26 protein-coding genes are annotated in these 25858 nt (G+C 55.6%); 13 read left to right on the top strand and 13 right to left on the bottom strand.

Annotated features, from left to right (window positions below; genetic code table 11):
* Positions 1-4: 4 nt before the first annotated feature.
* From ACAW74_RS05325 to ACAW74_RS05315, 3 genes are all read right to left on the bottom strand, one after another.
* Positions 5-688 (bottom strand): response regulator transcription factor, encoded by a 684-nt coding sequence (locus ACAW74_RS05325; protein ID WP_370697153.1) that lies wholly within the window; start codon positions 686-688, stop codon positions 5-7.
* Positions 689-1342, bottom strand: a complete 654-nt coding sequence (locus ACAW74_RS05320) for a hypothetical protein (protein ID WP_370697152.1) — start codon at positions 1340-1342, stop codon at positions 689-691.
* 70 nt (positions 1343-1412) lie between these two features.
* On the bottom strand, positions 1413-1790 hold the full coding sequence (locus ACAW74_RS05315; RefSeq protein ID WP_370697151.1) for an MGMT family protein: 378 nt from the start codon (positions 1788-1790) through the stop codon (positions 1413-1415).
* A 77-nt stretch (positions 1791-1867) separates the two neighbouring features.
* Between ACAW74_RS05315 and ACAW74_RS05310 the strand changes: the two genes are divergently transcribed.
* Positions 1868-2623: a DUF1223 domain-containing protein gene (locus ACAW74_RS05310; RefSeq protein WP_370697150.1), complete on the top strand. Its 756-nt coding sequence runs from the start codon at positions 1868-1870 to the stop codon at positions 2621-2623.
* A 95-nt stretch (positions 2624-2718) separates the two neighbouring features.
* Here ACAW74_RS05310 and ACAW74_RS05305 read toward each other — a convergent pair whose 3' ends face one another.
* The 3 genes from ACAW74_RS05305 to ACAW74_RS05295 all read right to left on the bottom strand — a co-directional run bounded on the left by ACAW74_RS05305 (position 2719) and on the right by ACAW74_RS05295 (position 6834).
* On the bottom strand, positions 2719-3072 hold the full coding sequence (locus ACAW74_RS05305) for an energy transducer TonB (RefSeq protein WP_370697149.1): 354 nt from the start codon (positions 3070-3072) through the stop codon (positions 2719-2721).
* A gap of 260 nt (positions 3073-3332) precedes the next feature.
* Entirely contained in the window at positions 3333-6047 is a 2715-nt protein-coding gene (locus ACAW74_RS05300) for a vWA domain-containing protein (protein ID WP_370697148.1), read from the bottom strand.
* Between the two features lie 82 nt (positions 6048-6129).
* The gene (locus ACAW74_RS05295) at positions 6130-6834 is read right to left on the bottom strand and encodes a hypothetical protein (RefSeq protein ID WP_370697147.1); all 705 of its coding nucleotides are present in this window, start codon (positions 6832-6834) and stop codon (positions 6130-6132) included.
* A gap of 263 nt (positions 6835-7097) precedes the next feature.
* On the opposite strand from ACAW74_RS05295, the gene ACAW74_RS05290 reads away from it, so the two are divergent.
* From ACAW74_RS05290 to ACAW74_RS05260, 7 genes are all read left to right on the top strand, one after another.
* Positions 7098-7376 carry a co-chaperone GroES gene (locus tag ACAW74_RS05290; RefSeq protein ID WP_173401288.1) on the top strand — a complete coding sequence of 93 codons (279 nt, stop codon included), beginning with the start codon at positions 7098-7100 and terminating at the stop codon, positions 7374-7376.
* Between the two features lie 110 nt (positions 7377-7486).
* Entirely contained in the window at positions 7487-9121 is a 1635-nt protein-coding gene (groL, locus tag ACAW74_RS05285) for a chaperonin GroEL (RefSeq protein WP_370697146.1), read from the top strand.
* 137 nt (positions 9122-9258) lie between these two features.
* On the top strand, positions 9259-9543 hold the full coding sequence (locus tag ACAW74_RS05280) for a YlcI/YnfO family protein (protein WP_370697145.1): 285 nt from the start codon (positions 9259-9261) through the stop codon (positions 9541-9543).
* Positions 9543-9923, top strand: coding sequence for a type II toxin-antitoxin system VapC family toxin (locus tag ACAW74_RS05275; protein ID WP_370697144.1), 381 nt, complete (start codon positions 9543-9545; stop codon positions 9921-9923). Before ACAW74_RS05280 ends, ACAW74_RS05275 begins: the two co-directional genes overlap by 1 nt.
* Before the next feature lie 163 nt (positions 9924-10086).
* Entirely contained in the window at positions 10087-10953 is an 867-nt protein-coding gene (locus ACAW74_RS05270) for an inositol oxygenase family protein (RefSeq protein ID WP_370697143.1), read from the top strand.
* 117 nt (positions 10954-11070) lie between these two features.
* Complete coding sequence (locus tag ACAW74_RS05265; protein ID WP_370697142.1) at positions 11071-12180, top strand: Nif3-like dinuclear metal center hexameric protein; 1110 nt, start codon at positions 11071-11073, stop codon at positions 12178-12180.
* 108 nt (positions 12181-12288) lie between these two features.
* Positions 12289-13044 carry a zinc ribbon domain-containing protein gene (locus ACAW74_RS05260; RefSeq protein ID WP_015331342.1) on the top strand — a complete coding sequence of 252 codons (756 nt, stop codon included), beginning with the start codon at positions 12289-12291 and terminating at the stop codon, positions 13042-13044.
* 95 nt (positions 13045-13139) lie between these two features.
* Here the strand turns inward: ACAW74_RS05260 and ACAW74_RS05255 are convergent, their stop codons facing one another.
* Positions 13140-14063: a DUF58 domain-containing protein gene (locus tag ACAW74_RS05255; protein WP_370697141.1), complete on the bottom strand. Its 924-nt coding sequence runs from the start codon at positions 14061-14063 to the stop codon at positions 13140-13142.
* Between the two features lie 251 nt (positions 14064-14314).
* Positions 14315-14761 (bottom strand): septal ring lytic transglycosylase RlpA family protein, encoded by a 447-nt coding sequence (locus tag ACAW74_RS05250; protein WP_370697140.1) that lies wholly within the window; start codon positions 14759-14761, stop codon positions 14315-14317.
* 268 nt (positions 14762-15029) lie between these two features.
* Between ACAW74_RS05250 and ACAW74_RS05245 the strand changes: the two genes are divergently transcribed.
* From ACAW74_RS05245 to ACAW74_RS05235, 3 genes are all read left to right on the top strand, one after another.
* Complete coding sequence (locus tag ACAW74_RS05245; RefSeq protein ID WP_370697139.1) at positions 15030-15353, top strand: DUF3276 family protein; 324 nt, start codon at positions 15030-15032, stop codon at positions 15351-15353.
* Between the two features lie 173 nt (positions 15354-15526).
* Positions 15527-16627, top strand: coding sequence for a redox-regulated ATPase YchF (gene ychF, locus ACAW74_RS05240; RefSeq protein WP_370697138.1), 1101 nt, complete (start codon positions 15527-15529; stop codon positions 16625-16627).
* A gap of 80 nt (positions 16628-16707) precedes the next feature.
* A complete protein-coding gene (locus ACAW74_RS05235) occupies positions 16708-17280 on the top strand; it encodes a TetR/AcrR family transcriptional regulator (protein WP_370697137.1) in 573 nt (190 codons plus the stop codon).
* 57 nt (positions 17281-17337) lie between these two features.
* On the opposite strand, the gene ACAW74_RS05230 is transcribed toward ACAW74_RS05235, so the two are convergent.
* The 3 genes from ACAW74_RS05230 to ACAW74_RS05220 form a co-directional block, all read right to left on the bottom strand.
* Positions 17338-18738 (bottom strand): alpha-L-fucosidase, encoded by a 1401-nt coding sequence (locus ACAW74_RS05230; RefSeq protein WP_370697136.1) that lies wholly within the window; start codon positions 18736-18738, stop codon positions 17338-17340.
* 134 nt (positions 18739-18872) lie between these two features.
* On the bottom strand, positions 18873-19598 hold the full coding sequence (locus ACAW74_RS05225) for a porin family protein (protein ID WP_370697135.1): 726 nt from the start codon (positions 19596-19598) through the stop codon (positions 18873-18875).
* Positions 19599-19628: 30 nt separating this feature from the next.
* Entirely contained in the window at positions 19629-20339 is a 711-nt protein-coding gene (locus ACAW74_RS05220) for a porin family protein (protein WP_370697134.1), read from the bottom strand.
* Between the two features lie 242 nt (positions 20340-20581).
* Between ACAW74_RS05220 and ACAW74_RS05215 the strand changes: the two genes are divergently transcribed.
* Positions 20582-21757 carry an acyl-CoA dehydrogenase family protein gene (locus ACAW74_RS05215; protein WP_370697133.1) on the top strand — a complete coding sequence of 392 codons (1176 nt, stop codon included), beginning with the start codon at positions 20582-20584 and terminating at the stop codon, positions 21755-21757.
* Between the two features lie 16 nt (positions 21758-21773).
* Here the strand turns inward: ACAW74_RS05215 and ACAW74_RS05210 are convergent, their stop codons facing one another.
* Positions 21774-22478, bottom strand: a complete 705-nt coding sequence (locus tag ACAW74_RS05210; RefSeq protein ID WP_370697132.1) for a hypothetical protein — start codon at positions 22476-22478, stop codon at positions 21774-21776.
* Positions 22475-23074: an RNA polymerase sigma factor gene (locus ACAW74_RS05205; protein ID WP_370697131.1), complete on the bottom strand. Its 600-nt coding sequence runs from the start codon at positions 23072-23074 to the stop codon at positions 22475-22477. The genes ACAW74_RS05210 and ACAW74_RS05205 overlap by 4 nt, the downstream gene beginning before the upstream one ends.
* Before the next feature lie 191 nt (positions 23075-23265).
* Between ACAW74_RS05205 and ACAW74_RS05200 the strand changes: the two genes are divergently transcribed.
* Positions 23266-25782: a beta-propeller fold lactonase family protein gene (locus tag ACAW74_RS05200; protein ID WP_370697130.1), complete on the top strand. Its 2517-nt coding sequence runs from the start codon at positions 23266-23268 to the stop codon at positions 25780-25782.
* Positions 25783-25858 lie beyond the last annotated feature (76 nt).

Genomic DNA, 25858 nt, shown 5'->3' with positions numbered 1-25858 from the left:
CGGGTCAGGCGGACGTCAACGTACCCCGGAGTCGGTAACCAACGCCCACCACCGTTTCAAGCAGGGGCGTCGCGAAGCCTTTGTCGATTTTTTTGCGAAGCTGGTGCATGTGCACTTCAACCACGTTACTACCCCGGTCAAAATCGGAATCCCAGACTTTTTCGGTCAGCTGGGCCTTGGACAGCACCCGCCCCGGCTGGCGCATAAACTGCTCCAGCAACTGAAACTCGCGGGGTGTCAGCGCGATGGATTTCCCGGCGCGGCTTACTTCGCGGGTCGTCAGGTCCATGGTCAGATCGGCCACGTGCCAGATGGGCAGGCGGCTACCGGCCTGTCCCCGCTGCACCGTTCGGATACGAGCCAGCAGTTCGTCGAGTTCGAAGGGCTTACGCAGGTAATCGACGGCACCCAGATCGAGCCCCCGCACCACGTGTTGCGACTGATTGAGCGCGCTCAGAATCATGACCGGCGTGTCAATGCCGAAGTCGCGCAGGTTGCGTAGCAAATCGAAGCCGGTGGTGCCGGGCAACATCAGGTCGAGCAGAATCAGGTCATGCGAACCCAGCGCCGCCTGTTCCAGCCCGGCCGACCCGGATAGGGCCACGTCGACCGAATAACCCGCCTGATTCAGCCCTTTTTGCAGGTGCAGGGCCAGTTTCTCTTCGTCGTCGATCAGGAGTATTCGCATTTATAACGCAAACGTTTGTCCGTTGATAGTCAGTGTTGTCGGGTGAAGCAACGTCCGCCCGGTTTTGTTTACAAACCCCGGTTCGGTGCGCTCGTAACCCGTCAGTTCCAGCCGACTCACGCCCTCCAGCAACTCCCGAATCGACTCACCCTGATGGGGTTTGAGTTCGACCACAAACCGGGTGGTTAGTAGCGCCACCAACCGACCGGCCTCGTCGCGCAGTTGACCCGTCAGCGGCTCTTCGGCCTGGATCAGTCGGCCCCGGGTAGGGAGGGGTGGTGGGACGTCGGCAAGCTGAAAGCCCGTTTTCCTGGCCTGTTGCTGAAGGCTCACCAACTGGTAGCCAGCATCTGCAAAACCCTGTACACCACCGGTGGGGGGCGGTGGCCCAGGCGGGTGGGGCGATCTGATCACCGTGGCGCTGACAGCTTGCCCTACGGGGGCGAGCTTCAGCACCTGCGCTGCCGCGTGAGGCGGAAAACGTACCCACAGTACACCGGCATTAGTACGCAGTTGCAAGCCATCGTAGTCGCCGATTCGGTTGGCCATATAGCCCAGCACCCGCCCCGATAGCGTCTGGGAAGGCTGCGCACTCAGGGCGACTGTCCAGAAAAGTCCAATAAAGGTGTAGCGATAGCGTCGGCGCCAGTTCATGAGTGGGAAAGGTAGGGGCCTGCTATGAAGAAGGGCTTAAACGAATATTAAGAAAACTTCAGGTACGTTGTCAGGAGGCTAATTCGACTGAGGGGTCCCACAGGCGGGTTTTAAAGTCGACGACTGTATCATCATCGACGGCAACGCCCTCGGCTTCGAGCAGTTCCTGCATGCGGGTGGGTGAACCGAAGAAGTTTTTACCCGATAAAACGCCCAGCCGGTTTACAACCCGGTGCGCAGGTACGTCGTCGCGGCTGTGAGCGGCGGTCATGGCCCAGCCCACCATGCGCGCGCCAGCCCGCAGGCTGAGGTACTGGGCAATGGAGCCATAGGTGGTTACGCGGCCAACGGGCACTTGTTTGACCACCTCATACACATCCTCGAAATAGTCGCGCTGCGGATCGGCCACCGACCCGTCCGCCGTGGTTAGTTTTCGTTTTTCAGGCATATACGAAAGTACAACCAAAATGCACCGATTGCGTTGCGTATGCGTTTCAGGTACGTGTCGCAATCGCCTTAACAATCATGTCTACGCAACGTCTGGTGCTGATGCTTCTGGTAGGTGTCAGTTTGTTTATCTGCAACGCCAACCGGGTGTTCCCCAAATCTGGTAAGCCAGTGGCGGTCATTGAGTTATTTACGTCGCAGGGGTGCTCGAGCTGCCCCGCCGCCGACCGGCTGCTCAGTGAGACCATTCGGCAGGCGAAAGCCGACGGACAGGCGGTGTATGCGCTCTCCTTTCACGTCGATTATTGGGACCGGCTGGGGTGGCGCGACCCATTCAGTGGGCATCAATACACCGAACGGCAGCGACGCTATGCGCAGTTGTTCAAGCTCCAGACGGTCTACACCCCCCAGGCTGTACTAAACGGCAAGCAGGAGTTTGTGGGGTCTAACCGGGCGCGGCTCAACTCACTGCTGACCAGTGCCTTGCAGGAGAGTGCCCCCGTAGACGTGCAACTCGTCGCGCAGCGGAAAGGCAATACCATCACGGTCGATTATCGCCTGACGGGCAATCTGACAGGTACGTTGCTCAACGTGGCGCTGGTAAGTGGGTCGGTCAGCACGGACGTAGGCCGGGGCGAAAACGCGGGGCGCAAACTGGTGAATAACAATGTGGTGCGGTCGTTTGCTACGCTGCCCGGACAGGCACGCGGCCAGACGACGCTCGTGGCGCCCGCCAATTTTGACCCGGCCGATGGGGCTGTCATTGCTTACGTGCAACAGGAAAAAACACTGATGACGCTGGGAGCCAGCCATGTTGCACTCGTCGGGCGGTAAGCGGGGTTGAATAGTAGCCAAAACGATCGGCGTATGTCCGGGAACCTATCAGGTCCTGAACATACGCCGATCGTTTCGTTTAAACTGGAAGTGCCTTAGTTGGCCGCTTTAAAGTGCAGTCGGGCTGTATACACTTGAGCCGGATCTTCCGATTGGCCGTTTGTCAGTTTAACGCGCTGGAGCTGCTGAGACAACTCCTTGTTTAGGGCTTTATCATCGCTAAAAACAGTCAGATCCGTTGGGCGACCATCTTGATTTAGCTTGAATTGAATCAGAACGATGCCATTGCCTTTCGCCGTTTGGAGAGCTTCCGGGTAGGTAAGGGAATTGGCCAGTTGTTGTTCAACGGTAGCCTGCGTCTTTGCCTTGCTCTCTTTTTTGTTCCGAGGGTTAGCAAAAGTCCCGCTGGTGAAACCCAGCATAATCAGGGCGAAAACAAACGTTTTCATAGTGATGGGAGCCTTAAAAGGTGAGAAAACCAAACCCAGCCGGCGCGCTACGCTCAATAGGTCAGTATCTGAATAAGGATCTGGTTTCTTGATGCTTTGCTGACTGTCATACAATATTACCAAAAAATTACGCCAATGTTAAGCGAATGTTAACAAATGACATAATTGCTCGCTTTCTGTATGACAGATTTAGAGTTAAATGTCAGGTAATCAGTAGCTTGTTCTAATTAATATTGAGATAATATAAAGCATGCTGTACATTATCGGGCAGGCATCTTTTTGGCCTGCGCCTCCAGGAGCAATTGCAGGCTGGCTGTTTCGGGGGTAACGTGCGCAAACGTGCCCTTCCCTAGGTCGGCCAGTTGGTTGAGGCGCTGCCCCGTGATGCGGTTTTTGCCGAAGGTGAACACGCTCAGGTAGATGTCCTGCTGCGCATAGTCGCTGATGAGCTGGGTGGTTTCATCGCTAACGGGAAATTCGCCATCGGTGGCCAGCACAATGCGGTTGTTGCCTGCCCGGAGGTAGTTTTTGTTGGCGACTTTGTAGGCCAGGCGCAGTCCCTTGTTTCCGTCGGTATCGCCATCGGATGCTAACTCGTCGATGACGCGGGCGATGTCGGTTGCCCGTTGGCCCGAGGTTGGTTCGAGCACCACCCGCGCTTTGCCCGAATACACCACGACCGAGATCTGGTCTTCGGGCCGAAGTAGTTTCAGCAGCGATTTGATCGACCGTTTGAGCAGGGGCATCTTCTCCGGTGCTTCCATCGACCCCGACACATCCAGCAGAAACACCATATTGTTGGCCGCAAACCCCGCCAGCGAGGGGGCCACTTCTGCCGGGCGACCGCGGTCGACGTAGACCGTGTCGACCCGGGTACGTTCCACATAAACCGTATCACGGCCCGCTATTACTCGTTGGGGTTTGGTTGGCCGGGCCGCGGGTTTATCGGGCTGGACTACAGGCTGGGTACGTTGGGGCAACGGGGGTGAACCACCGGACGCGGCTACCCGCTGGAACACAAACAGGTCGGGTTGGGTAACGGCTTTGAGCAAGGGCTCTTTGGCTAGTTCGGTGAATTGATTATAGTCATCGACCAACTGATTGAAGCCATAGTAGAATGATTGATAGGGGTGTTCGCCCGTTTGCACCGACAGCGGTCGCGCTTTCCTGACTAGCCCGGCCAACCGAATCGACGCCTCGGCGATGTCTTCGTAGCGCGAGTAGGGGCATAGTCCGTTGTTGCGCCCCAGCCGGGGCAAACTGTTCAGGTTTTGGTACTCGTTGGCGATCAGGCGGCGGGCTGTGGTGTCAATCGCGTCAGTTGGGGGGAGTTGCGCGGCCCTTAGGCGGTAGAAATCCCTGACCCCAAACAGCGCCACTTTGTCGTGATCGAGCAGGGCAAGCAGGGCCTTCCCCGACCGGTTCCAGGGGCTGGCCGGCGCCGTAACCCGATACCGCTCAAACACCCGCCTGACATCGACATACAGGGTTTCTTTCTTCTGGTCGAACTGCTCGAACAGGTAGGCGTAGCGGTCCAGAATGGCATCGGCGCGCTGCCACTGATCCCGCTGGTACTGTTTCGTGTTCGTGTAGACGGTTAACTCGATACTCAGCTGATCCAGCTCGGTCAGCATCGCCAGCAACACCTCGGCCTGCGTCGTCAGCGCCGTGCGGTAGGGCTCCGGAATCGCCAGACTGTTTCGAAGCAGTAGGCGGTAATCGGCGGTGGGTACGTGGTAGTTGTCGTGCGAATAGATCAGGTCGGCTCGTGAGCTACGCCGGGCCGGATCGCGGTGCAGCGCCATCGACGACTGGTAATCGCGCACGACAAACTGAAGCTGATGCAGTTGCCGTAGCGATTCGTTGATGACGTCTACGTAGGCGTTTAGTACCCCAAACGTACCTGTGCTGATGGGCGCGGTAGTCGGCTGAGCTGCAAAGGGCGGGGCCGGTTTCTCAGTGAAGGGCGTCGTCTGGGTACGTGTCGACGGCGGGGTGGGCTGGGTCGTTACCCGAAACGTGGGGCAATAAGTGGGGTAATTGAGCAGAGGCTGCGCCGACTGGCTGTACCCGACAAACGCCTGTTGGCTGGCGATGAGGTCGCCGTTGAGGTGGTTGATCAGATCCAGGTAGAACTGGTTGCCGTGCCTTGCCGACTGCCGTGCCGCAAAGGTGTAGTCATTGACAGCCTGCCGCTTGACGGCCTGAATCGAGAGCAGGGCCTCCCGAAAACGACCGACCATATCGGAGGCCGGATAAGCCAGTGCGGATTTGGCCTTGCCGAAGCTGGCCAGTGCCTCCTCGTCGGCCAGCAGGCTTTGTTGCACCCGCTCCATGGGCCAGGCGGTGGGTTGGTCGTCGGCTAGTGTATAGGTGAGCGAGTCGAGCAGGCGTTGCTGTTGGTGCAGAATCTGCTCCATCTCGCGCTGAGTAGCCAGATATGGGTTGGCGGGCTGATAGGGTACGTACCGGGTGTGGAGTTGCGCCAACTGCCGGGCCAGTGCATAGCGGTCGCGCTGGCACTGATCGGCGAGCGTTTGCGACTGAGCCACCAGGGCAGTTGACCGGCGCAGGCTGTCGCGCTCATAATCGTTAAGGCGCACGTAGGTTTCTAATGCCTTGCCGGTCTGGTCGAGCTGGTTTAGCCGTTGCCACAGCTGTTCGGCCGCAGCGACGAGTTGTTTCTTCTCGGCGACCGTCAATCCCGTTCCGGCTAGTGCTTTCTGGTAATAATACGTTTCTAACGGTCCCGACGACGGAAGCCGAAGCCCCCGACCGGGGTAGCGTTGGTAACGGGTTACGTCATCCTGATAAACCTTGAGCCCTTTCAGTCGAGCCAGCACGATCTCGGCCGACTGGTTCAGAAAAGCCACAAAACCGTTCAACGTCTGGGTGGGCGTTTCGGGCGGCGGGGGCGTGGCCCAACCACTGTTCAGGTGGAGAAGGAACGTAGTAAACAGAAGCAGGTGTCGCATAGGCCAACCAACCGGTAGAAGCAAGGGCCCAGAAGCCCCGTAGCTATCGGGAAAGTTAGCACGCAGGAGCGCCCATTGGCGTTCAGGCCACGGCTTCGTTGAGCAACTGTTGAGTAATCGGCAAAATAGTCTCCTGTTCTTCGAGCAACTGATGGCTCTCGACCCGGAAAGCCGCCGGGTTGGGCAGGTTGTACTGCCGGGCCAGATCGACTTTCAGCCGCTCGAAGGTGGTGCCCAGGTTGCGGCGCATCCGGTCGCGCAGCAGCCAGTGCACGTGCCGCCCGCCAGGTACGTTGGTGTCATACAGCGTGAGCCGGTACTGATACACGGACAGATCGGCGGTGTGCGTGTAGTGCACAAACAGATAGCCTTCGTCGCGGTGAAGCGGAAGCAGGCCCACGGGTTCCAGTGTCAGCGTAGCGGCCAGATCGGCCCAGCGTTGACGGCCTTCGGTGAGGGTTTGGTGGAAACGGGGCAGGGCAAACGACACAATGTCGTCGACTTCCTGCATCAGCGGGTTGTCCGGTAGCTCAGATTCGTAGTTGATCCGGGGTGGCGGCCCACTGATTCCGGCCACACGCTTGGGAAAGGCGGCAGTCAGTGTACCTTTGCCCCGCCGAAAACGAAGGGTATCGTCGTAGTGACGTTGCAGATCGGGGAGGTCAGGGCAGAGCCGATTTTGGGCAAAGCGCTGCTCAACCCCCTGTAGATACGCCAAAACGACATATTGTTTGTACTCGGCATCGAGTCGGTCTTGTGTCAGCCAGTCAGACGGAAGCGAAATCATAGGCAGTTTCGGTCAGTTTAAGCAAAGCATGGCGTTGTGTCAATGTACGCTGAAAACGGATTTTGGCAAAAGAAATGCTTTTGTCATATCGAATTTGCCAAATAACTGATGCGTTTTTCGACGTAAAGGCTAAAAATTATAATCGACTGAAATTTTGTCAGTGTTCAGCTTTGGCACAGTGCTTGTCCGGCAGGCCGATGTCTGATTCTTCGTAATCAATCATTTAACAACCTTAATCATCGCTCTTTGCAATGACTACAGCAATGGAAGACGTAAAAGTGAAGCCCCTCGCCGACCGCGTGGTGGTAGAACCCGCACCCGCTGAAGAGAAAACAGCTTTCGGGATCATCATTCCCGACACCGCCAAAGAAAAACCCCAGCGTGGCACCGTAGTGGCCATCGGCACGGGAAAAAAGGATGAGCCCCTGACGGTTCAGGTGGGCGACACCGTACTCTATGGCAAATATGCCGGCACCGAGATCACCATCGAAGGCAAAGAGTACCTCATCATGCGCGAATCCGACATCTTCGCCATTGTCTAAAAATTAGTTTAATGTCTGAAGTTCAACGTTTAATGTTTGGGTTGCGAATCCCTTTCCTGTAAGCGGAGCAACTTTAAACGTTAGACCTTAAACTTTAAACTTCTAAAAAAATGTCTAAGAAAATTTTCTTCGATACCGAAGCCCGCGATAAGATCAAGAAGGGCGTTGATACACTGGCTGATGCCGTGAAAGTAACCCTCGGTCCCAAAGGCCGTAACGTTATCCTCGACAAAAAATTTGGCTCACCCGCCATCACCAAAGATGGTGTGACGGTAGCTAAAGAAATCGAGCTGAAAGACGCCATGGAAAACATGGGCGCTCAGCTGGTGAAAGAAGTTGCCTCAAAAACGGCTGACTCAGCCGGTGATGGTACCACGACGGCGACCGTACTGGCGCAGGCGATCTACTCGATCGGTGTGAAGAACGTAGCCGCCGGTGCTAACCCGATGGACCTGAAGCGGGGTATCGACAAAGCCGTTCTGGCCGTAACCGCCAACCTGTCAGAGCAGTCGCAGACAGTAGGTGACGATTTCAGCAAAATCGCGCAGGTAGCCACGATCTCGGCTAACCACGACGACGAAATCGGTACGATGATCGCCGAGGCGATGAAGAAAGTAGGTAAAGAAGGTGTCATCACGGTAGAAGAAGCGCGTGGTACTGAAACGGAAGTGAAAACCGTAGAAGGTATGCAGTTTGACCGCGGTTACCTGTCGCCCTACTTCGTAACGAACACCGAGAAAATGGAAGTTGAACTGGATCGTCCGTTCATCCTGATCTCGGAGAAGAAAGTATCGTCGATGAAAGAACTGCTGCCGGTGCTGGAGCAGGTGGCTCAGACGGGCCGTCCGCTGCTGATCATCGCAGAAGACGTTGACGGTGAAGCCCTGGCTACGCTGGTGGTTAACAAAATCCGTGGTGCGTTGAAAGTGGCTGCCGTGAAGGCACCGGGCTTCGGCGACCGTCGGAAAGCCATGCTGGAAGATATCGCCATCCTGACGGGTGGTACGGTAATCGCCGAAGAGCGTGGTTACAAACTGGAAAACGCAACGGCCGACTACCTCGGTCAGGCTGAGAAGATCATCATCGACAAAGACAACACCACGATCGTAAACGGGGTGGGTCAGAAAGAAGATATCTCGGGCCGCGTTAATCAGATCAAAGCGCAGATCGAAAACACGACGTCTGACTACGACCGCGAGAAGCTGCAAGAGCGCCTGGCGAAACTGTCGGGTGGTGTGGCGATCCTCTACATCGGTGCTGCTACCGAAGTAGAGATGAAAGAGAAGAAAGACCGCGTTGACGATGCCCTGCACGCTACCCGCGCTGCCGTTGAAGAAGGCATCGTAACGGGTGGTGGTATCGCCCTGATCCGCGCCATCTCGGCCCTCGACGGTGTAAACACCATCAACGAAGACGAGAAAACCGGTGTGAACATTATCCGCGTAGCCCTGGAGGCACCCCTCCGCACGATCGTAGCCAACGCTGGCGGCGAAGGTTCGGTTGTGGTGAACAAGGTTCGTGAAGGGGAAGGTGGCTTCGGCTACAACGCCAAGAACGACACTTACGAAGATCTGTTCGCGGCGGGTGTTATCGACCCGAAAAAAGTAACCCGTCTGGCCCTGGAGAACGCAGCGTCGATTGCTGGTCTTCTGCTGACGACGGAATGCCTCATCGCCGACGAGCCCGAAGAGGCACCGGCGGGTGGTCATGCACACCCCGGCGGTGGCATGGGCGGCATGATGTAAGCTACGTACCCAGGTACGTTCGCTACCCTTATAAAAACGCCCCCGATCGGATGATCGGGGGCGTTTTTACATTTAAAAGTTACCTTGAACCATTACAAGGTGTTTTGGCGTATTAAGTACGATAAATCGATTGGGAGATGATAACCATACGAGTAGACGATACACGGTTGGAAGCGCGTCTGACCGAACGGGCGCGGGTAACTGGCAAATCGGCCGAACAGATTGCGCAAGAATTACTGGCTGAAGCGCTGGAGTCAACCCAGGAAATGACGCTGAGTTTTCAAAAACTCGACCCCCGTCAGCACAGCCAGCGGCTTCAGTTTGATGTTGATTCAGCTACCGACGATGCACCGGCTTTCCAACACGTTACCGACACAGTCGACTATGCCAATTCGTTGCGGCAGAACGCCTGGAAACGCTGATGCTGCTCGTCGATACCAACATCTTGATTGATTATTTACGGCAGAAACAGCCAGTGGTCACGTTTGTCAATCAGTATGGTAAGGACAAACTGGCGCTATCGCCGATTGTGGTGATGGAGGTATTCCAGGGTGTGCTAAATAAAGCCGATTTTCACCGTACCCGTAAGGCGCTGACCGGGTTCACCTTACTAGACCTCGACGCGTCGGTTGCTCAGCTGGCGATGCAGTTGCAGCAACACTATGTGCTATCGCACCAGCTCAGCATCCCCGATGCGCTGATTGCAGCTACGGCGCTGGCGTATGATATGGAATTGAGAACGTATAATTTGAAGGATTTTCGGTTCATACCGGGCCTCAAGGTGTCGGATCAGCTGCTATGAAATCACGTACCCAGTACACATTTGCTGATAACGCAAAACGCCTCAGTTGCAGGATCGGTTGCCTGATTAGCGTTGCCTCGGTATATGAGCATGTGCGCATCCAGTAGATGCGCTACTGGCCAAATCTTTGTAAGTTTACAGCTTGACGCTAAAGTCGCTCAGCATGACCACGTTCCCGAATACCGACCAGAATCCGCTCGCCAGCCTGGACGAGTGGGAAGACGACCTGCTCCTTCGCTATCCCGAACCCGAGGCCAAAGCGAAAGACGAGTATCGTAACTACGACGATCCGGCCCGCGATACCGTTCGGGAGTTCTACCGGCTCAACCATACGTACCAGACCTACGACTTCGTCCGGCAGAAGGAACGCGAGTTTCTGGCGTTCGACAAGAAAGAGTTACCCGTATGGGGAGCGATGGAGTTTCTGAATACACTCGTCGACGACTCTGACCCCGATACCGACCTCGATCAACTGCAACACCTGCTGCAAACCGCCGAGGCCATCCGCGCCGATGGGCATCCCGACTGGTTTGTGCTGACGGGCCTGCTGCACGACATGGGCAAGGTACTGTGTCTGTTTGGCGAACCGCAGTGGGCCGTGGTGGGTGACACCTTCCCCGTAGGTTGCGCGCATTCCGACAAAATCGTTTACCCCGAATATTTCGAGCAGAATCCCGACTCGCACAACGAGCGTTACAACACCAAATACGGTGTCTACGAGCCCAACTGCGGCCTGCGGAACGTGCATATGTCGTGGGGTCACGATGAGTATCTGTACCAGATGATGAAGGATTATATGCCCGAACCAGCCTTGTACATGATGCGGTATCACTCGTTCTACGCCCAGCACCGCGAGAACGCCTACGATCACCTGCTCGACGATCACGACCGGGCCATGTTCAAATGGGTCAATGCCTTCAATCCATACGATCTGTATTCGAAAAGCCCCAAGCCGCCCGTCGTGAGCGAGCTGAAGCCCTACTACGAAGACCTGATTGCCAAATACCTGCCCGCTACGCTGAAGCTGTAAAGAGCAGGTAACTCGCACCGAAGCGCCCTCTTTTGCTTAAAGGAGGGCGCTTCTGCGTTGTTACGCGCAATTTTGCGGCTCAATTTCTGTCTTTTAAGTAACGTACCTGCCCCAACTATGAGCCAACCCATTCTCCGCGACCTGACCAACTACCTCGACGCCTTTGCACCCCCTGCCTACCAGGAATCTTACGACAATGCCGGCCTCATCGTGGGTGACCCGAACGTACCTGTCACGGGCGTACTGGTATCGCTCGACGCCACCGAAGCAGTGGTTGATGAAGCGATTGCCAAAGGGTGCAACGTCATTGTGGCGCACCATCCGATTGTATTCAAAGGGCTGAAAAAGCTGAACGGGAAAAACTACGTGGAGCGAACGGTGATCAAAGCACTGAAAAACGATGTTGCGCTCTTCGCCGCCCACACTAACCTCGATAATGTAGTCGGCGGCGTTAACTACCACATTGCCCGGCGGCTCGGTCTGCAAAACGTGCAGATACTGGCTCCCAAAGCCCAAACGCTCAGCAAACTCGTCGTTTACACCCCCGAAGCCGACCTGAACGGTGTTCTGACGGCCTTGTATGAAGCCGGGGCCGGTCGCATAGCTACATACGACCACTGCTCGTTTCGGGTAGGAGGGACAGGTACGTTCAGGCCGCTCGACGGGGCCAACCCGGTAGTGGGCGCGGTGGGGCACGACGAAACCGTGCAGGAACTACGGCTCGAAGTGCTGCTACCCACGTACCTGGAAGGGGCCGCCGTGCGGGCTATGAAACAGGCCCATTCCTACGAAGTGCCCGCCTACGATCTGTATGCCCTCGCCAACACGAACCAGACCGTCGGGTCGGGTGCGGTGGGCGACCTGCCCGAACCGATGGACGAACGTACCTGGCTCCGGTACCTGAAAACCAGTATGGCCGCCACCGTGGTGCGCCACACCCCCCTGCGCGACCGGCCTATCCGGCGCGTAGCCGTATGCGGTGGAGCGGGCAGTTTTCTGTTGGGCGATGCCCTGCGCGCCGGTGCCGACGCCTTCGTGACGGCCGATTACAAGTACCACGAATTCTTCGACGCCGAGGGCCGTTTGGTGATCTGCGACATCGGGCATTACGAAAGCGAAGTCTTTACCAAAGACCTGATTCAACAGCATTTGGCCCGAAAATTCACTACCTTTGCGGTAATTTTGTCAGAAACCAATACGAACCCCGTTTCGTACTATTTTGACTGAATAATGGACAAGGCCAGCTGACGCTGCGTTTGGCACCCTACCGCGCTGCCGAACTTTCAGCGCACCGTGTGCATTATTCATTATACATTAAAAAACATACTCCCCCGAATGGAACTAACGGTAGCGCAAAAGTTAGATGCACTTCTTAAACTGCAAACCATTGATTCTCAGTTAGACGATATCCGCAAGATGCGCGGCGACCTGCCTGAAGAAGTTCGCGATCTTGAAGACGAAATCATCGGGTTCGAGACACGGATCGGCAAGTTCAACAGTGAGATCAGCGCGCTACAAGAAGAAGTAGACCGGTATAAGAGCACGAAGAAAGACGCCGATAAGCTCATCGCCCGCTATAAAGAGCAGCAGATGAACGTGCGGAACAACCGCGAATTCGACGCTATCTCGAAAGAAATCGAACTGCAATCGCTCGAAATCGAACTGGCCGACAAGAAGATTGGTGAATCACAATTCCGCATTCAGTCGAAGCAGGAAGAGATCAACGCCACGCAGGAAACGCTCAACACCCGGAAAGAAGACCTGCGCGTGAAAAAGCAGGAACTCGACCAACTGGTCGCCGAAAGCGAAGCCGACGAGAAGCAACTCGCCGTAGAGCGCGAAGCCCAGTCGAAAAACGTAGAAGAGCGCCTGCTGTTGTCGTACAACAAAATCCGGAACAACGCACTCAACGGCCTCGCCGTGGTAACCGTAAAACGCGGTGCGTGTGGTGGCTGTTTCAACGTAGTGCCGCCTCAACGCCAGGCCGACATCAAAGACAAGAAGAAAATCATTGTCTGCGAACACTGTGGCCGTATCCTTGCCGATGTCGACGCCGTTGTGGAAGTCGCCACCACGGGCCGGGGACGGTAGAAGAGATCGTTCAATGTTCAAGGGCCAAGGTCCAATGTATCGCCTCCGCATCCGGAGAGAACATTGGACCTTGGCCCTTGAACATTGAACCTAGTTTATTTCATCTTCGTCCGCTTGACCAGGTAAGCGCTCAGGATTTGTTCGAAGCCTTCGGCGATGTCGGCTTCGATGAAGTCGATGCGGTACTGGGCACAGCGGAGTTTCAGCGCCTGTAAATAATCGCTGACGGCCTGCTTGTAGGCTTCACGTACCTGATTGGGTTGGAGCTTTACGCGGGCGTTCGTTTCCAGATCGATGAATTCGTGCGGCTGATCGGCAAAGGCAAACGCCTGTTCGGTGCTGCGGTCCGTCACGTGGAAAATCAGCACCTCGTGCAGGTTATGGCGCAGGTGTTGCAAGGCCGAAAACAGGGCATCCTGCCGTTCGGGGTCGGCACCGGCCGTATCGAACATATCGCTAAACAGCACCACCAGCGATCGCTTGTTGATCTTCTCAGCAATTTCGTGAATCACCTCCGCCGTGCTTGTGCGCCGGTTGGGCGCGTTTGACTTTAGCAGTTGATTCAGGTGTTCAAAAATCTTGTGCACGTGACCCGGCGTCGATTTGGTGGGCGTTTGCAGTTCAATCTCGTTGGCAAACGTGCAGAGGCTCACGGCGTCGCGTTGCCGTTGCAGCAAATACGCCAGACTCGCTGCGCCCATCGCGCTGAAGGTTACTTTCCCAAAATCTTTCTCGGGGTAATACATCGACGACGACACGTCGAGCAGCAGGTGGCAACGGAGGTTGGTTTCTTCTTCGTATCGTTTGACAAACAGTTTGTCGGTTTTGCCGAACACCTTCCAGTCGATATGCCGGGTGCTTTCGCCGGCGTTGTAGAGCCGATGCTCGGCAAACTCGACGGAGAAGCCATGAAAAGGCGACTTGTGGAGGCCCGTGATAAACCCTTCGACCAACTGACGGGCCAGAAATTCAACGTTCCCGAACGAACGTACCTGCGCTAAGTTGAGTGATGCTGCCAAGGGTCAAATGCCGAAGCGCCTGCTCCGGTTGTTTTAGACAATACTACGCTTTCTGAACGTCCGAAGTAGAGGCTTCGGTACGATTGCACAAAAAAACCTGATTCGTGGGTCTGGTGCCTTGCAAAAGGGAATTGCAAAAAGGGGGCCAGCCCGTGAATCAGGTTTTATAGAAAACGGACTGTACTCGTCCGCACAGCCAAATCGGCATCGATACAACCTACGTCGCTCAGCTTGTGGTTATACCGTTTGGTTTACTGAACCGGCAGCAGATCCGGTACCAGTGGCGAACGCCCATCGAGCGTCAGCGAATTATCGAGCATGGACACCATCCGGTTAGGGTTCACGACTCGAAGCGTAACATTGGCGACACCTTTACCGAGCAGGCCAATGGCTTTGGCGGCGGCATACGTCATATCGACGATGCGGCCTTTATGAAATGGACCCCGGTCGTTGATACGGATAATCACCGACCGTTGGTTATTGGTGTTGGTTATTTCGACCAACGTATTGAAAGGGAGTGTGCGGTGAGCACCCGTGAAGATGTGCTGCTTTACCCGTTCACCACTGCTTGTGCGGCATCCACTAAACTTGTTAGCGTAGTAAGACGCCTTACCTGACTGCTGTACGGGGCCTTCCTGAGGGGCCTTTGCCGGTTTCAAACTGCCCGCGAACAGCAGTAGGGACATTAGTAAACTCATACAGTTTTTGGTTAGTGAAACAATTAAAAGAAGACTCGTTCAAAACGCTTCATAACGCCCTCTTTCACCAAAAAATGCAATTCCCTGATAACAAAGGTATGGATAAATGGCTGATTGTCCAAACGTTACCACAGAGTTGTGTAATCTGTTCTACACTAAGCCTATCTGCCAAATATGACTTTTTGGGAAAATTATTTTGTGGCTTTCCTTTTTAGTTACGACGACTCCGGTCGTATTTTGATGAGCAAATTGCTTAACCACCGACTGCATGGACGAACGAGAAAACGACAAAATTTACTCAAAACGAGTGCGTGCGGGCAAACGCACCTACTTTTTTGACGTAAAAGCGACTCGAGCTAACGACTACTACATTATCCTGACGGAAAGCCGTCGGTTTCCGCAGGGAGACGGATTTACGTACGATAAGCAGAAAATGTTTCTCTATAAAGAGGACTTTGCCAAGTTTGTCCAATCCTTGCAGGAAACCATCGATTATGTGAAAAATGAGTTGATGTCCGATACTGATTTTACCCAATTTGACCGAAAAGAGGCCGTCCCGGATGACTTCAATTCGGAGCTAAAATGGGAATAGTACAATTTTGCTTCTGATGCACGAAAAGCCTTGGCTGCCTGCTGAGGCTTTTTTATTGTAATTTTGCCGTTGACTGAGGCGCAACCCTTTGCGTCTTGGCCAACGTCAGCAACTAGTATACGGATAGAATCATCCGGTGCTGAGACGCAAAGGGTTGCGTCTCTACAAATCATATGGGACTACAATGTGGTATTGTAGGCTTGCCCAACGTAGGTAAGTCGACACTGTTCAATGCGATTTCGAGCGGCAAGGCCGAAGCCGCCAATTATCCTTTCTGCACGATTGAGCCCAATGTGGGCGTAGTAACTGTGCCCGATACACGGCTCGACTCGCTTGAAGCGCTGGTAAAGCCGCAACGGGTGGTGCCAACCATCATTGAGTTTGTCGACATCGCCGGTCTGGTGAAAGGGGCGAGCCAGGGTGCAGGGCTAGGCAATAAATTCCTGGCCAACATTCGGGAAGTCGACGCTATTATTCACGTGGTGCGCTGCTTCGAAGACGACAACATCGTGCACGTCGAAGGTCGGGTCGATCCTGTGTTCGACAAGGAAATTATCGACGCCGAACTGCAACTGAAAGACCTGGATTCGGTCGATAAGAAGATTCAGAAAGTAGAGCGGAATGCCAAGTCGGGCGATGCGAAAGCTAAAGCCGTACTGGAAACGCTGAAGGTGTACAAAGCGGCACTCGAGCAGGGTAAAAGCGCGCGGGCGGTGCAGGTATCACCCGAAGAAAAAGAAGAAGCGATCGGCGATATTGACCTGCTGACGGCCAAGCCCGTGCTGTACGTCGCCAACGTCGATGAAGCGTCGCTGCCGTCGGGCAATAGTTACTCGGAGCAACTGCGCGAAGCCGCCAAAGCCGAAGGTGCCGAGATGGTCATTATTTCGGCGAGCATCGAAGCCCAGATTGCCGAGATGACAGACCCCGAAGAACGCGAACTGTTCCTGAGCGAATATGGCCTCACCGAGTCGGGCCTGAGCAAGCTCATCAAAGCATCGTATGCGCTGCTGGGCCTGATCACCTACTTCACGGCGGGGGTAAAAGAAGTGCGCGCCTGGACAATCCGGCAGGGTTGGAAAGCACCCGCGGCGGCCGGCGTGATTCACTCCGATTTTGAGAAGAAATTCATTCGGGCGCAGGTAATGAAGCTGCCCGATTTCGAGCAATACAAAACCGAAGCCGCCGTCCGCGAAGCCGGTAAATTATCAGTCGAAGGCAAGGAGTATGTCGTGCAGGACGGCGACATTATGGAATTCCTGCACGGAGCATAAAACGAGTTCAAGGTCCAACGGTCAAGGTTCAATGTTGTTAGCTTTGAACCTTGACCGTTGGACCTTGAACCTATTTCACAATGGCACGACCGAAGGCTTTTGCGGAACAGGATGCCCTGCACGCGGCGATGGAAACGTTCTGGCGGAAAGGATACCACCAGACGTCGATGCAGGATCTGGTCGATTCGATGGGAATCAACCGGGCCAGCCTCTACGACACCTTTGCCGACAAGCATACCCTCTACAAGCTGACGCTTGAGCGGTACCATGACCTGAACCGGGCCGACATTGCTGAGGCCGTGGCGGGCATGGAGTCGGCACGGGCCAAAATTCAGACCATTTTCGACCGGACGGTGCAAGAAACGCTCGACGACCACGAACGGCGCGGCTGTTTCATGACCAATGCCACGCTCGAGATGCGCCCCCACTACGCCGACGTGGCCCCGATCATCGAACGCCATTTTAATTACCTGGGTACGTTGTTTCGATCGCTGCTTTACGAAGCCATTGAGCAGCAGCAATGCCGCGCCGATCTGCTCGTCGATGAAACCGTTGCGTTTCTGGTGAGTCAGCTGACGGGCCTGCGGGTGCTGGGCAAAACCAACGACCCCACGCTACAGGCCATTGTGGCCGTAACAATGAGCGCGCTGTAACGTAGAGACGCAATCCCTTGCGTCTAGGCCAGTGCAAAGACGCAAGGGATTGCGTCTCTACAAAACACCTTCCAGTTTAAACACCCAGGCATGCTGGCAGGGAATAGTGGCTGGTGACAGGATCGGGGCCGTGAGCGCCAGACTATTGCCACTGCTTTTGGCAGGTACGTTCCCGGCGTAGCCCAACAGGCTGACCCGCTTTGGTTTATGTACGCCCGGGATGGTCAGCGGGGCGTCGGGCCAACGGGTGCAGATCGCATACAGATCGTTGCCTTTTTTCGTGTAGAAGAGCGTGGTCTTGCTGTCGACTTTCGGGCTTTTCTCCCACTTGCGTGTGCCATAGATCGCTTCGCCATTGACCGCCAGCCAATCGCCAATGTCTTTAAGGCGCTGTTGCATAATCACCGGAATGCGGCCATCGGCGGTGGGGCCAATGTTGAGCAGCAGGTTGCCACCCCGCGCCACCTTATCGACCAGAATGTCGATCAGCTGTTTGCTGGTTGAATAGTCTTCGAGGTTCTCGGCCCGATTGTAGCCGAATGACGACCCGATGCCCCGGCATTCTTCCCAGGGGCGGCTGAAGGACATTCCCTCTGAGTTCGCATCATGAACAAGGTCATATTCGGTCGTGAAGATGCCTCCGTGTTTGCCGCGCGTTTCCTTGCCCCAGCGGTCATTTACCACCACGTCCTGTTTGACGGGCGACTCATTATACAGCCACGCCAGAAACTCGGTGCTTCGCCAGGTTTCCGATGGGTGGTCCCATTCGCCATCGGTCCAGACAATATCCGGCTGATAGCGGGTAACGAGGTCTTTCATCTGCGGCAGCATGTGCCGATCAACGTACCCGGCAACATCGGCTTTGTATAGCGGATTAAACCATTCGTATAGCGAATAGTAATAACCCATCCGAATGCCTTTAGCCTTCACGGCCTTGATCAGATCGCCCGCCAGATCGCGGTGTGGGCCTACGTCGACCGCATTCCAGTTCCAGGCCTGAGCGCTTGGCCACAGCGTGAACCCCTCGTGGTGTTTGCTGGTGAGCACCACGTATTTGGCGCCCGACTGCCGGAAGACATCCGCCCAGTCGTCGGGTTTGAAGAAGTCGCAGGTGAAGCCATCCACAAAATCCTGGTACTTGTGATTGGGGCCGTAGGTACGTTCCTCGAAGTTTTTGAATACCCGATACGTCTTGTTCTTCGGATTGCCGTCGGTCGATTTGCGCCAGTACCATTCGGCGTAGCGATCATATACGCCAACGCTGTCGCGGGCGGTAGGGCCAAAGGCGGGCACCGAAAACAGGCCCCAATGGATGAAAATACCAAACTTGGCATCTTCGAACCAAGCCGGTACGGGCCGACTGTCGATGCTGGTCCAGTTGGCTTCATAGCGCGACTGAGCCAGCGTCGTGTAGGCAATACACAGGAATAGGAGTAGGGTGAGTAGCTGCCGGTGCATAAGGGTAGGCATTAGTTGATTTGCTTACCAAAGCGGCTGCCTGCTCAAACTTACCAGCGTTACCAGCGCACGTAAACGACCGAAGCCACTACATGATGCAGTGGCTTCGGTCAATTCAGTACAAAAAGGGATCGTTAGCGGGGCCGAATCGGCAGTTTACGATCACCGGGCTGATACTCGCGGCCAATGCCGAAGTTGTAGCCGAGGCCCACCGTAATCATCTGGTTACGCACGTCGGAGGCGTTAGTCACGATGTTGGTCACCCCCTGCGTATAACGGGCATCAACCGTGAAGCGCTGCCGGTCGCCCGTGCGCCAGTTGAGCTGGAAACCGGCCGTCAGGCCCAGATCGGCCGTGCGGTAACGGCTGGTTACGTCGTTGGTGTAGGTTACACCATTGCCGCTGGCTTTGTCTCGGGCATTCAACCGCAGGGCTGGCACCGCACCGACAAACACGTTAGGTCGGAAGTTGCCTGACCGGTTCAGGAAGTACCGGGCCGTCAGCGGAAGTTCGAGGTAGTTGACGCGGTATACGATGGTTTCGGGGTCACGCGAGCCCGGAGCGCTGTTCTTCAACTCGTTGCCGCGTTGCGAATAGAGCAGGTCGACGCCGAAGCCGAATCGGCTGATGTCGCTGTAGATAAAGCCGACCCCTGCCGAGAGGCCGGGCGTCAGCCGATTGGCTTCTACATTGGGAAACGGATTCCGAACAATTACGTCACTACCTACGAAATTGGTCAGGTTCAGACCAACGCGGGGACCAAAACTCCATCGCTGCCGCGATTGTGCCTGCGCCAATTGGCTATGAAAAAGCGTGCCGGCAACCGAAGCCAGCAGCAGAATACGTGTAGTACGGTTCATTGTGTTGAATGGATTGGGTTACTCTTGATTCTAGCGGGGCCGAATCGGCAGTTTACGATCGCCCGGCTGATATTCACGACCGATGCCGAAGTTATAGCCCAGACCCAGCGTGATCATCTGGTTACGGATGTCGGTTGAATTCGTAACAACGTTGGTAATCCCCTGCGTGTAGCGAGCGTCGATGGTAAAGTGCTGCCGATCGCCTGTGCTGAAGTTCAGTTGGATACCGCCCGTCAGGCCCAGATCGGCAGTGCGGTATGAGTCGGTGACGTCGATTTTACTCTCACTACCGTTGATGTTCAGCTTGTTAACTGCATTGAGCCGCAGCGCCGGAACAGCACCTAAGTAGATGTTGGGGCGAAACTTACCACCGGCCGTCAGAAAGTACCGGGCCGTCAGGGGCAGTTCCAGGTAATTGACGCGATTCACATTGGAGATGCCGCTCGTTTCGACTTTGTTACCTCGTTGCGAATAAAGCAGATCGACACCGAAGCCGAACCGGCTGATGTCGCTATACAGGAAGCCAACACCCGCTGACAGGCCCGGCAACAATTTGTTGGCGTCGGGGTTGTTCTGGGTGGCGTTTTTGACGTCGCTACCCACGAAGTTAGTCAGGTTAACGCCAACGCGGGGGCCAAAGCTCCACCGTTGTCGCGATTGGCCGTAGCTAACTTGCTGAGTAAGAACGAGTGCAAAGAAAAGTAGTGTGAACGTTGATTTTTGCAAATGTACGTTTTGCATAAAAAAGTGATTGGTTGGTTGCGCTTACGGATCTATTTAGATACAATACGCTGTAGAACAGTGATTTGTAGCTGTGTAGCCAACTGATGACCATAAGTGCAGTATAACATTTTTAAGTTGGCATCTTGGTGGCATAACGGCATCCTGTGCGTTTTGTTTCAGAATACTGCATTGTTTTTACGAACGGCCTGCATTCCGTAGCTTTGATTGTAGCGAGATCATTAGCCAGAACGCCAACTTCCATGAAACGTCCATCCCTTTATTTCACCGATGAACACGAGTTGTTTCGGCAGAGTGTCCGGCAGTTTATCAGCACAGAGGTGGTGCCGCATACCGACGAATGGGAGACGAACCGGCGCATTCCGGCGGGGGTATTTCGGCGAATGGGTGAGCTCGGTTTCCTGGGGTTGCCGTTTGCTGAGCAGTATGGTGGCTCAAACGCCGATTTTTGGTTTTCGGTGGTCTTTCTGGAAGAATTGGCCCGTTGTGGTATGGGTGGATTTACCACGGCGGTGAGCGTTCATGAATACATGGCGATCAACCACATTGCCAAAGCGGGTAGCGAGTCGCTCAAACAGACGTACCTGGTGCCTGCCATTGCCGGTGAAAAGATCGCCGCGCTGGCCATTACTGAGCCCGATGCCGGCTCCGACGTGGCGGCGATTCGGACAACGGCGCGCCGCGAAGGTGACGTCTACGTCGTGAATGGCGCCAAGACCTTTATCAGCAATGGTACGTATGGCGATTTTGTCACCCTGGCCGTGAAAACCGCGCCCGGTGGCGGTACCAACGGCGTAAGCCTGCTCGTGGTGGATCTGGACAGCCCCGGCGTGTCGCGAACGAAACTGAACAAGATGGGCTGGCATAGCTCCGACACCGCCGAAATTCGATTTGACGAGGTACGTGTGCCAGTGGAAAACCTCATTGGAACCGAACACGCGGGCTTTTACTACCTGATGGAGAGCCTGCAACTGGAGCGGTTGGTAGCTGCGGTCATGGCCGTTTCGGGTGCCGAACTTGCCCTCGACTGGACGCTGACGTACCTACAGGAGCGGGAGGCGTTCGGGAAGCCGATCGGCAAGTTTCAGGCGATCCGGCACAAGATTGCCGATGTGGCCACGGAGATCGAGATGGCGAAGCAGTTTGTGTATCACACCTGCTGGCTGTTTACGCAGGGCGAGGTCGTGGTCAAGGAATGCTCGATGGCCAAACTATACACGTCTGAGATGCAGAAGCGGGTGATCGACACCTGCCTGCAATTTTTTGGTGGGTATGGCTACATCGAAGAGTACCCCATCTGCCGCGCCTACCGCGATGCCCGTGTGGGTACCATTGCCGGTGGCACGTCGGAGATCATGCGCGAGATCATCGCCAAGATTGTCGTCGACGCTGTGGCGTATAAGCCCGCTTACTCGTAAAATACAGACAGTCAGACTATTGACGGAAAGCCCGCTCAGTATCGACGGCGTGTCGGCGTTGGATGTCTGCTTCGCTGATCGGCAGGGGCAGAATATCGGTATCCTCGGCGTTCAGGTCAGGTACGTGGTGGGCCACTGCCATGGGCTTTACGGACGTAGTCTCAACCGGCTGGGTACGTTCGACGGCAGGTAGGGCACGAGCAACTGGCTGTTTGCGGGTACGTACCTGAACCACCTTGGTTGCAGGCTGGGGTAGAGCCGGGGCAGTTTCGGCAGCGTGATCGGTTGGGGCGAGGCCCAGCGCTTTCGCGTCGATCAGTACGGTGCCGGGCTCAATGGCATCGGCCGCCTGTACGTTGCCCCGGCCCGGAATAACGTAGAAGAAGTAATAGAGCGCTACACAAACGACGAGTAGAATCGACGCCGCCGCGCTGGTTACCCAGAGGGGCATCAGGCGGCGTGGCGTGGCGGTTTCTGCGGCAATGCCTTCTACCCGTTCCTGCAACGCAATGTGCAGGTCGCGCGTGTGGGTATGCAGGTTAGCTCCTACCTGTTGGAGGGCGTCGAGGCCATCGAGGGCATCGGCGTAGAACGGATTTTCGAGCAACAATCGCTCGACCCGGTGGAGGGCTGCGCCCGTCAATTGGCCCGCCCGGTAGGCCCGGAGGTCATCGATGGTCAGCTGATCGGCAGGTTCGTAGGCGTGTGCGTGACGGTTCATCTCTGTAAGATCAATTTCAGGTTACGGCGGCCGTTTTGCAGGTAACTTTTTACCTGCTTGAAGTCGTAGCCTGTGAGGTCGGCTACGTCGGCGTAGCTCTTCTGCTTCAGATAAAATAGGTCGATGCAAATGCGCTGCGGTTCGGGCAGTCGTTCAAGTGCATCGGGCAGTCGGCTGAGGGCTTGTTCCAGATCGAGCGCGTCGTCATCGTCGGTCCATTCGGCGAGACTAAGCTGATCAAAACGGTCCTCGTCGGGTAGGTCGGTTTCCACGCCGGCCCCAACGCGCACCCGCTGACTACGCAGGTGCATCAGGCAATAATTGCGAGCTACCGAGTGCAGCCAGCTTTTGAAGTTTGTCACGTCGTGGCGACGCAGGTCGGTCACGAGTTGCTCAAACAGCTGCATTACGGCATCCTTACTGTCGTCTTCGTCGCGCAGGTATTTATAACAGACGGCATACACCAGATCGATGTGCCGCTCGTATAATTCGCCCAGCAAATCAAGGTTGCCCGTGGCCTTGTATGCCGCCACAAACTCCGCGTCGGTGGTAGGGCGGGGGCGGTTGGGCTGGCGTCGGAACCGTTTAAAGAACATAGGCGCGGGGCGTATACCGGTAAAACAACAAAGACATGGTATTGATGCCGCAACGCGCCAATTTCCATAATCGCCAGTCCAATTTATCGCATTCCACCTGGTTGGGCTCAGTTATCATTTTATGAAGCATAGTTAGATCTGGTCGTTGCCTGCTTATTTCGGGAGTTCTTGGCTCGTCATCCGTATCGTTTATGAAAAATCACTGGTTCGTTCTTTCGCTGCTTTGCCTGGTGGGTGGCTTTCTGGCCTGCCAGCGGGTCAACACCTCGTCGGGGGCGTCGGCAGAGGCTACCGAAATTTATAAACAGCTGGCTGCCAAACGAATTGACTTGCCGAACGGCTGGTCGCTGACCCCGCCCGGCCGTAGCCTCAACCTCGACGATCTGCCGTTGACCATCGCCCTGTCGCCCTCGCGAAAACTGATGGCCGTAACCAACAACGGGCAGAGTACCCAGCGGATTACGCTCATCGACCCCGAAACGGAGCAAGTGCTGGATACGACCACGGTAGCCAAAGCTTACGTGGGGCTGGCCTTCAGCGAGGACGAACAGCGGCTCTATGCCTCGGGGGGCAACGACAATACAATCCTGGTGTATGCCCTCGACAACCGGAAGCTCCGTGCGCTCGAACCGATTACACTGGGCAAGCCGTGGCCAGTGAAGATTTCGCCCGTTGGCCTATGCCTGGACGATGCCCGCAATCGGCTCTACGTGGTTACCAAAGAAGATAGTGCGCTGTATGTGGTCGATACGAAAGCCCGGCGGGTGCTGCATCGGCTCAGCCTCGGCGCGGCGGGGTATACCTGCACGCTGTCGCCCAATAAAAACGAACTGTACGCCTCAGTATGGGGCGGGGCACGGGTGGCCGTGATCAACGTGAATACGGGCGATGCCGCGCCGACGTTGGTTTCGAGCATTTCGACCAATAAGAACCCGAACGATCTGCTGCTGACCCGCGACGGGAAGTACCTGTTTGTGGCCAATGGCAATGACAACACCGTTGGCCTGATCGACGTGGCGGGCCGTCGGGTTATTGAAACACTAACGGCTTCGCTGTTTCCCGATGCGCCCGTTGGCACGACGCCCAATGGCCTGGCTCTGAGCGACGACGAACAGACGCTATACATCGCCAATGCTGACAACAACTGCTTGGCCGTTTTCGACGTGACGACGAAGGGACAAAGTCGCTCGACTGGCTACATCCCCACAGGCTGGTACCCAACGGCGGTGAAGGTGGTGGGCAACCGGCTGTTCGTGACCAACGGAAAAGGCTTTACCTCGAAAGCCAATCCGAAGGGGCCGAACCCAAATCGGTCGCGGGTACCGCAGCAGATCGGGCCCAATCCACAGGCTAATGCTGGTCAGCCGCAGTATATCGGTGGGCTGTTCAAAGGCACCCTGTCTATTATCGACGTACCTGACGCTGGCAAACCCGAACCTGACGTGCTGGCTGCTTATTCGCGGCTGGTCTATGCCAACACGCCGTACACCAAACGGAAAGAGACCGAGGCCGAGGGCGAAGCCGGTAACCCCATTCCTCGCCGGGTGGGCGCACCGTCGCCCATCAAATATGTCTTTTACATCATCAAAGAAAACCGCACTTACGACCAGATTCTGGGTGATATGAAAGAAGGCAACGGCGATCCGGCGCTCTGCCTGTTTCCTGAAAAAGTGACGCCCAATCAGCATGCGCTGGCTCGTGAGTTTGTGCTGCTGGACAACTTCTATGTCGATGCCGAAGTAAGCGCCGATGGGCACAACTGGTCGTCGGCCGCTTATGCCAACGATTATGTCGAAAAAAACTGGGTCACCAGCTACGGCGGGCGGGGCGGTACGTATGATTACGAAGGACAGAAAGAAATTGCCCATCCGCGCGATGGTTTTCTGTGGGATCACTGCCTGCGGGCCAACATCCCGTTCCGTACCTACGGCTGGTTTGCCGACGACGAAAAACCCAACATCAAGGCGGTCGCCGACCGATTCTGCCCCACGTTCAAGGGCTACGACCTGAGCTATATGGATGTGAAGCGGGAAGGAGCTTGGGAGGCCGATTTCGACCGGTTAGTCGCGACCAATAACGTACCCAGATTGAGTACCATCCGGTTTGGCAACGATCACACGTCGGGCGCGCGGGTAGGGTCCCCCACGCCCGATGCCGCCATTGCTGATAACGACCTGGCTGTGGGCCGTTTTGTCGAACACCTATCGAAAAGCCCCATCTGGAACGAGTCGGTGGTATTTATTCTCGAAGATGATGCTCAGAACGGCCCCGATCATGTCGACGCCCATCGGTCGATCGCTTTCGTGGCGGGTGGCTTGGTGAAGCGACACTACGTCGACCACACCATGTACTCAACCTCGGGGATGCTACGGACGATTGAACTGATTCTGGGTCTGAAGCCTATGAGTCAGTACGACGCGGCCGCAACGCCCATGTGGCGCTGTTTCATGAATAAACCCAACGCTACGCCGTTCGTTGCCAAGGAGCCGGGTATTGATCTGAATCAGAAAAACGTAGCGATCAACCGTAACTCGCGCCGCTCGGCGGAGTTTGACTTTAGCCGCCCCGACGTGATCAATGATCTGGTGTTCAGTGAAGTGGTCTGGCAAACGGTGCGCGGCGAACGGAGCGTGATGCCCGCCCCCCGCCGTGGTGCCTTCGTCAAGCTGGCCGAACGGGGAGAAGAAGACGAAGATGACGACGATTGAGTTATGAAATAGGAATTATGAGTTATGAATTGGGGGTTGCCGATGCACTAAATGGTTCATTAGCAACCCCCAATTC

Source organism: Fibrella musci, assembly GCF_041321105.1.
Taxonomy (GTDB): domain Bacteria; phylum Bacteroidota; class Bacteroidia; order Cytophagales; family Spirosomataceae; genus Fibrella; species Fibrella musci.
The sequence above is the reverse complement of the archived record's forward strand: the minus strand, read 5'-3'. Positions and strand labels throughout refer to the sequence as shown.